Raw genomic sequence first — 7,015 nt, 5'->3', positions numbered from 1 at the left:
CAGACCCGTTGCCGGCGAGCTTGGTGTCGGACCTTTGTATTGACGCAGGAGGGACACTCTGGGTGGCGGGGGACTGGATAGACTATACACACTACGATCCCTATGCATCCTACCTTTGCCGCTGGGACGGAGCGGAGTATGAGACGTTCTGGCCTTGGCATCGGGACTTGCCTAAGAAGATCAACTCAATAGCATCCGCGTTGGAAGGCGAGGTTTGGTTCGGGACGGACGAGGGCGCCTATAGGTTTGACGGGCAACAATGGGATGGGTACCTGCCGGGCCGGCGAGTGAGCAAAGTCAAGATAGGCCCAGATGGTCAGGTGCTCGCGGTCTGCTATGTCTCTGATTACGCCCGGGTCGTTAGGCGCTTTGACGGAGATAGGTGGGTCATGGAGTATGAGCCTGACTGGTCGGGACAGGAGATAACCGATGTCGCTCTGGACAGCAAGGGCGTGCTTTGGGTATCCTGCGGTTGCAGCTACCTGGACCCGCCCTACGATTATGCGGGGATTCGTTCTTGGGACGGCGAGAACGAGGTGAAGTACGAGCTCGGATGCGAATACAGCGCGATCGCTGTTGATCACGACGATGTCGTCTGGGCGCCGGCGTTCAGAGATTTGAACAACAGCTGGATGGCCGTAATCGAAAACGGAGTGCTCAGAAAACTCGACTACGATGCCTTGGGGGGACACAACCCGGGAGATCCGGTTTTTGTGGACACTCAGAACCGCAAGTGGTGCCATGCCTACCCAGCTCTATTCGATGACGACTCTCAGCCCGGGCTTCTGTGTATCGACCAGGACGAGCAGGTTCAGTTCTGTTCGACCAGCGACGGACTCTGCTCTGGGGGGATCAACGACATAGATGAGGACACATACGGGAACATCTGGGTCTCGACTGAACGAGGCGTGAGCGTTCTGCTGGCTGACGGGTGCTTTTATCTGAAAGCTCAGGCCGAGCCCGACGCGCTAGAAGCACGCGCCTCGTTATCCTACCTGGGCCCGCCGACGAGCGTTGACGTTTACGCGGCTATTCAGGCGCCGAGCGGGCAGATATTCTACGTTGCGCCTCAAGACGCGGCGCCTCCGTTTCCGATATTCTACGCAGCGTTCGATGGGAGCACGGAGTTCCTTCAGACGGGGCCGAGCTACAGCGGGCCGGGGTCGATACCCAACACCCCGGACATGAAGGACCTGGCACCGCCTCCGCTACCCTTGCCGGACCCACCCGATGGCAACGGGCCCACGGGTCTCGCGCTCTTTGCCTACCCCGTGCCCTACTTCGCGAACGTCCCGTTGCCCGCATACGGCGCTATCGACGACCTCGTCCTCCTGAACACCACCCTCCCCGAGCAGGCCCCAGCCGGCGCATACACGTTCCACATCGGCCTCACCGGTCCCTTCTCAATCAAGAACGTCTATCGCACCGCCTCATGCACCTTCGAGGTGAAAGATGATTGATGGTAGTTCTGTCCACGAAGGGCCACGAAGGAGCACGAAGGGCGTGCAGGCCACCCTTGGCCCAAGCTATGGGAGCGGAGGCTCTCCGCTCGCGGAGGGGGCATGGGGGACGGGCGACGGCTGTCCCCCATCAAGCGCCTCATGCCCCTTCGCCGTAGCGGAATAATGACCGACGGCACAGCAAAACTACGTAATCGCCTCAACCAGAAGCTCGCCCAGCGTTTCGGCGTTCTCCAACGGATTCAAGAACTTGTCCTTCTCCATCTTCTCATTGCCCGCTACGCCAAGAAAAGGATACGACTTCATCGCGACTGGCCTCATTCTCAGTTCAAACGCGAACTCTTGAAGCCTGACGAGCACCGGCATAACCGTGGTCTCTGCTGAGACCGCAACAAGGCCGCAGGGCTTATCCTCAAGCGGATGCTCGTTGAAGCCCCGGAATTGGCCAAGATGAGCAACACAGCTGAGCCGTTCCATGAAGGCCACAAGCCGAGACGGCACGATAAAATAAAGCGCCGAGCTAAGCACGATCGCATCCGCCTGCTTCATCTTACCGAAAACCATCTGTAGATCGTCCTTGATCACACATTTGTAAGACTCTTTGGCGCAGACGTCATAGCAGGCGTGGCACGGCCCGATGTCGAGGTCCGACAGATAGACCACCTCCGTCTCCACGTCATCGCCCGCCTTCTTGGCCCCATCAAGAACAGCCTGCACGAGCCGACTTGTCTTTCCGTCCTTTCTCATGGACCCAACGAATCCGAGAATCCTCATCACAATCCCTCCTCAAACGATGCAATGTGATAATAGCTATAAGTTCTTGCTCAATACTGGGGTCAACGGGTTAAAAGGTCAATGGACCAATGCTTGACCCTGATACAGAGCCGGAGAGGGGCCCGGAAGGTCATCGATACTGTGAAACATCCCCGCGCGAAGGCGCAAGATCGGACCTCAACTGCCAGCGCTTCCTCACCGAGCAGGGCCACGCGCTCGATATCCCCAGGACTCGCGCGCCTGAGATGCGAATCTGATTCTTCGGGTCAACCCCGGAAAACCTGATCAAAGGGCCACAATCGCGATAGATACCTTTTGGAGTGCGGTGACCCGGCGCCGCTTTGAAGCGCCGCGGCCCGACGCGAGGCCGGCTCTGATCGACAACGTCGTGTTGTCCGCAGCACCGGCTCCAGAGTGGAAAGGGTAATCCATCAGAGAGCGGCACCAGGCCACCGCATAAGAAATCCGCCGCGCGGCGGACGCATTCCAAAAGGGGCTTTCTCCAGTCTGACGTCCATCAATCTGATTATCCGGGATGGCCCCTGGCCTTGACAATGGGGGTAGGTCTATTAAACTCCATAGAGTATTGTGACAACAGCAGCAGGTCATCCAAACAGGGAGAAGAAAAACAGTGACTTATTACATGAGCAAAATGGTTAGTGGGACATTCGATGAGGCGGTCGAGAAGGTCAAAGCATCGCTGATAGCGGAGGGTTTCGGCATAATTACCGAAATAGACGTCAAGGCCACCTTGAAAACGAAGCTCGACGTGGACTTTCGGCCTTACAAGATCCTCGGTGCGTGCAACCCGCAGTTTGCATACAGGGCGCTCACGGCAGAGGACAAGATAGGGACCATGCTCCCCTGCAACGTGGTCGTTCAGCAAGTTTCAGCGGGCGAGGTCGAGATTGCGGCCATTGATCCTGTCGCCTCGATGAAAGCAGTCGAGAACCCGCAGTTACAGGAAATTGCACACACAATAAGGGCGAAGCTGAAATCCGCAGTCGACTCTCTTTGACCGTCTTCCAGAGCGACGCGAGTGTGAAAGGGGAAAGTGCTCTGTCTGACGACCACGGAGAACATAAGGAACGCTCACTGCCCAAGCGTGACGAACGTAACCAGAGCACGGACCACTCCACTCACCACCACGAACGACATGCCGACCGAGGCGGCGGGCACGGCGGCGGAATGAAACAGGGGATGCGGAGCGGAAGAAAACAAGGTTTCAGAGCCGGTGTCGGGAGCGTGGCCTGGAACGTTATCGATACTGTGAAACATCCCGGCGCGAAGGAGCAAGACCTGGCCTCAGCCGCCATCGCTTCCTCACCGAGCAGGGCCACGCCTATTCCATTTGAATCCGGTTCACAACTGGGCGATTTTGAGCTTGTCCTTGTTGACGGGTCGCCTGCCGAACCGGAGACGGAAGTCGCGGATTATCTTTTCGATGACCATCGGATCATCCTTGATCGAATCGATGAGGTCTTCCTCGATATTATGGCTGAATGGGCAGCTGGCGATGCAGATACCGCAGTCCGTGCCGACTCGTTTCCAGACCTCCATGCAGTTGGTGTCCTCATAGGTCCAGCGGAGTTGGCCATCCTCGTCCACAGGCTGCCCCTCAGATATGGCGCCGCCGATGCAATTCCTCGCGCAGTTGCCGCACCGCATGCAGAACTTCTCCAGTCCGAAGTCGATCCGTCCATCGGGCAATAGCGGCATATCAGTCATCACGGCGCCGAGTCGCACCCGGCTTCCGTGTTTCTTGGTGATCAACATCCCATGCCTGCCGATCTGGCCCAGCCCGGCATCTCGGGCCAATCGCACTAGCGGAGCGTTGTAGGTTGCGACGGTATTCAGGAATGCCCGATAGCCGAGTGACTTCAGATGGATAGCAGCACCACAGCCAGCCAACGCGACATCGCGGTAGCCTCTGTCCGTGGCCAGTATCTCCTCCAAGTGCGGGGCACGGTTGATCATGTCCCTGTCCATCTCTACCGCGAGGACGATGGCGTATCGGAGGCTCTTGTCAACCGGCTCGCCGTATTTGCCTCCCATCGAATGCCCGTGGTGGGTGTAGAAGTGCTCGTCCTGCATCTCGACGATGCCGACGATGTCCGCGCCGAAATAGAGCGCAACTTCTTTGATCACAGGCGTGATCTCCTCCGGCGGGATGGCGATTCTGCGGGCGCTGATGGGCGCCTTCTCGATCATCTCCGTTGAGGCGAAGATCATCGCCACGTTGCCGTCAACTATGTGCTCGAGGGCCGCCTGCCTGTCGGGAAGGCCATCGAAACAGGCATCCGGCCGCATGCGGCTCAATATCCCCTTCATCGGCGCATTTCGGACCTCCCGGTCACGCGCCTCGAGCTCCGGCCGCCGCGCGTAGCACTCCCTGTATCGATCGCTTCCCTCAACGAGTGCCATCCTCGAGAAGGTCGTGTCTCGCTCGTCAATCAGTCTCATATCGTGCTCCGGAGTTTGGTTTTCGCATTATGCTCACCGATCAATCTACCTTCGTAAGGCGACGATGTCGAGGGGTTGCGCAAGGAATAGGGGGCGGGGCTGAACCTCAGCGCTTGCTGGCCGAGCAGGGCCATGTGCACTCCATCTATGACTGGCGCGAGATACTGGGGGGGTAGAATGAATGATCACCTGTCTTTCAGCGAATACTTCACGCGGAGGCTGGTGCTTGAGGCGTGGGATGGGATGGAGGAGTGAGGGCGTCAGGGGTCACGATTAGCAAACAGGACTACCTCAGTTGAAATCACTTGAATCAAACGTTTGCCTATACGACAGTATTAGATAGAGCTGTGCATAGCGTCTGTGGGAACAGGAACATGAACGTGTCAGATATGGTTTAGATTTCGACGGGCAACGGGAAAAAAGGGATCAAAGCGGATTTCAGAGAGCGCTGTCCCCCAAAGTCAGTGGTTTGGCGAGATTCTCATTGAAGACAAGTTGAACAAGGATCGATAACATGTCCATAAAGCTGTCAAACAAGCCTCTAGTTGAGGCGATTCTGGAGCTCAAATGGGAACTTGAAAAGATCGCGAAGGGCGTTCGTCGGGATCCAATGTACCCCTTTTACGTGGGCAAGTTCCACGATCTTCTCAAGGATGATTATTCGCATATAGACAGATTGGCTGCTGCCCAATTGCCCGATGAGATCACGCCCCATGAGGTCAAATACCGGTTTCGTAAGGCGAAGGGCGCATATCCATTGATTCAAGCCGGACCCGGAGTAGCCACGCTGAACTTCACGGACGAGTACCATTGGGATGCCTTCTTGGCCGCGGCAAAGGATTTCCTCCGGAATCTAGTTGAGGCCTATGGCCTTGGTGGAGAGGAGCCGAAGCCGAGATTCTCCAGCATTCTGTTGCGGTACATTAACGCGGTGCAGGTTGACCCAAGAGACACCGACATTATCGAATATATGTCTGCTAAGCTGCACACAAAGGTTGCTCTTCCGGATCAGGTGGCCGCTTCACCTCAAATCTCAGGCGACCCAGTTGGCTTCTACCTGAGCATGTCGTACCCATTGAACAGGCCGGAGGGTGTGGGAACCATCCGACTGGCCACCGGTCAAAGCTCGGGCAAACCGGCAGTGATTTGGGAGTTGAACATTCAATCTCAGAAGGAGCAGTCACCTCGTGAGGTTGACGAATGCGAGTTATGGCTTAAGAATGCTCATGAAGTGGCAGAAAGCTGGTTCTTCAACTTGATAAAGGGAGAACTAGAGAATCAATTTGGGGGCAGTGAAGATGCCTGAGCTGATCCGCGTATCGCAAGACTCGTTTGCCCGTTTGACCAAAGTTCCGCTTCTTGACATTGCCTCTGACGAGCAATCCCTCCGAGCTATGTTTGGATGGGGTGTATCCTTGCCGACGACGTGCCCTGATTCGTCAACAACAACGTTTGAGGGGAAGCAAATGTGTTTCTATGAAAGCGAAGCCAGCGGAAAATCGCTCGCTACCGGCGTTGAGAGGAGCGAATTCAGCCTTCGGAGTCCATTTAAGAGGATCACTCTTGCGGACGCCTTTGCCTCCGCACGTCGCCAGCTTGAGGAGGCGGAAGACGAGCGCAGAAAGGTTGCGGAAGCTCAATCGCGCTTCATTGGCGGACTTATGGACGTGTTGGAAGAGGATTGAGCGGTTGGTTTATGAAAGGCCCTCGCCTGGCGATCCTATCCGTCAGGGAGACATATTCCGCGATGTTCCCCGAGTCGATGTGTCGCTGGAGAAGCTTCACGCCTTTGATGAACAGGATAATCCCGTTGAGGGTCGATGGGTCGATCTAATTGACGGATGGGGATGCCGTCCAGTTCGCGCTGCCGTGTACATAAGGCCGGTTATCGGGATGGTTGTCACGCAAGATTGCGACGCTTTAAGAAGCCGTGACATATCGTTGTGCGAGATCAGACCCTTTCGAGAGATTTATCCTCGCATCGCGGACATGAAGGACACCCCGAAGAAATGGGTCGGCGTGATCACACAGCACGCTCGTGTCAACTACGAGTGGTTTTATCTCCCCGTCAATCATGAGATTGGTTTCACCGAGAGAATGGGAGCCGACTTCAGCACCATGCTCCGGATCGCTAGGAAGGATCTGGAAAGCATGAGGGCACAGCGTAGAATGGGTAGGCTCAATGAGGTTGCCGCCGCGCACTTCAGAGAGCGACTGTCTGGGTTTTTCAGGCGCTACCCATACAACGAATGGTATCCGCTCACCAAGGAAGAGCTCGAGGAGTACAGGCGAAGTAAGCCGGAACCCATTGAACCCTA

The 7,015-nt window shown here is 56.4% G+C and carries 8 protein-coding genes; 5 read left to right on the top strand and 3 right to left on the bottom strand.

All coding sequences use genetic code 11. The features are described 5' to 3' along the window. Positions 1–1,460 (top strand): hypothetical protein (locus VM163_04525; GenBank protein ID HUT03139.1); only part of this gene is annotated, 1,460 nt, incomplete at its 5' end. Between the two features lie 186 nt (positions 1,461–1,646). Here VM163_04525 and VM163_04520 read toward each other — a convergent pair. Next, a complete protein-coding gene (locus VM163_04520) occupies positions 1,647–2,234 on the bottom strand; it encodes a flavodoxin family protein (protein HUT03138.1) in 588 nt (195 codons plus the stop codon). Between the two features lie 631 nt (positions 2,235–2,865). Between VM163_04520 and VM163_04515 the strand changes: the two genes are divergently transcribed. Continuing rightward, positions 2,866–3,252 carry a DUF302 domain-containing protein gene (locus VM163_04515; GenBank protein ID HUT03137.1) on the top strand — a complete coding sequence of 129 codons (387 nt, stop codon included), beginning with the start codon at positions 2,866–2,868 and terminating at the stop codon, positions 3,250–3,252. Positions 3,253–3,326: 74 nt separating this feature from the next. Here VM163_04515 and VM163_04510 read toward each other — a convergent pair whose 3' ends face one another. Continuing rightward, positions 3,327–3,530, bottom strand: a complete 204-nt coding sequence (locus VM163_04510) for a hypothetical protein (GenBank protein ID HUT03136.1) — start codon at positions 3,528–3,530, stop codon at positions 3,327–3,329. 66 nt (positions 3,531–3,596) lie between these two features. Further along, positions 3,597–4,697: a reductive dehalogenase domain-containing protein gene (locus VM163_04505; GenBank protein HUT03135.1), complete on the bottom strand. Its 1,101-nt coding sequence runs from the start codon at positions 4,695–4,697 to the stop codon at positions 3,597–3,599. Between the two features lie 514 nt (positions 4,698–5,211). Here VM163_04505 and VM163_04500 point away from each other — a divergent pair. From VM163_04500 to VM163_04490, 3 genes are all read left to right on the top strand, one after another. Next, on the top strand, positions 5,212–6,003 hold the full coding sequence (locus tag VM163_04500) for a TIGR04255 family protein (GenBank protein HUT03134.1): 792 nt from the start codon (positions 5,212–5,214) through the stop codon (positions 6,001–6,003). 160 nt (positions 6,004–6,163) lie between these two features. Continuing rightward, positions 6,164–6,382: a hypothetical protein gene (locus tag VM163_04495; protein HUT03133.1), complete on the top strand. Its 219-nt coding sequence runs from the start codon at positions 6,164–6,166 to the stop codon at positions 6,380–6,382. Positions 6,383–6,386: 4 nt separating this feature from the next. Next, positions 6,387–7,015: hypothetical protein (locus VM163_04490; protein ID HUT03132.1), on the top strand; the 629-nt coding region annotated here is incomplete at its 3' end.

Source organism: bacterium (assembly GCA_035527515.1).
Taxonomy (GTDB): Bacteria; B130-G9; B130-G9; order B130-G9; family B130-G9; genus B130-G9.
The sequence above is the reverse complement of the archived record's forward strand: the minus strand, read 5'-3'. Positions and strand labels throughout refer to the sequence as shown.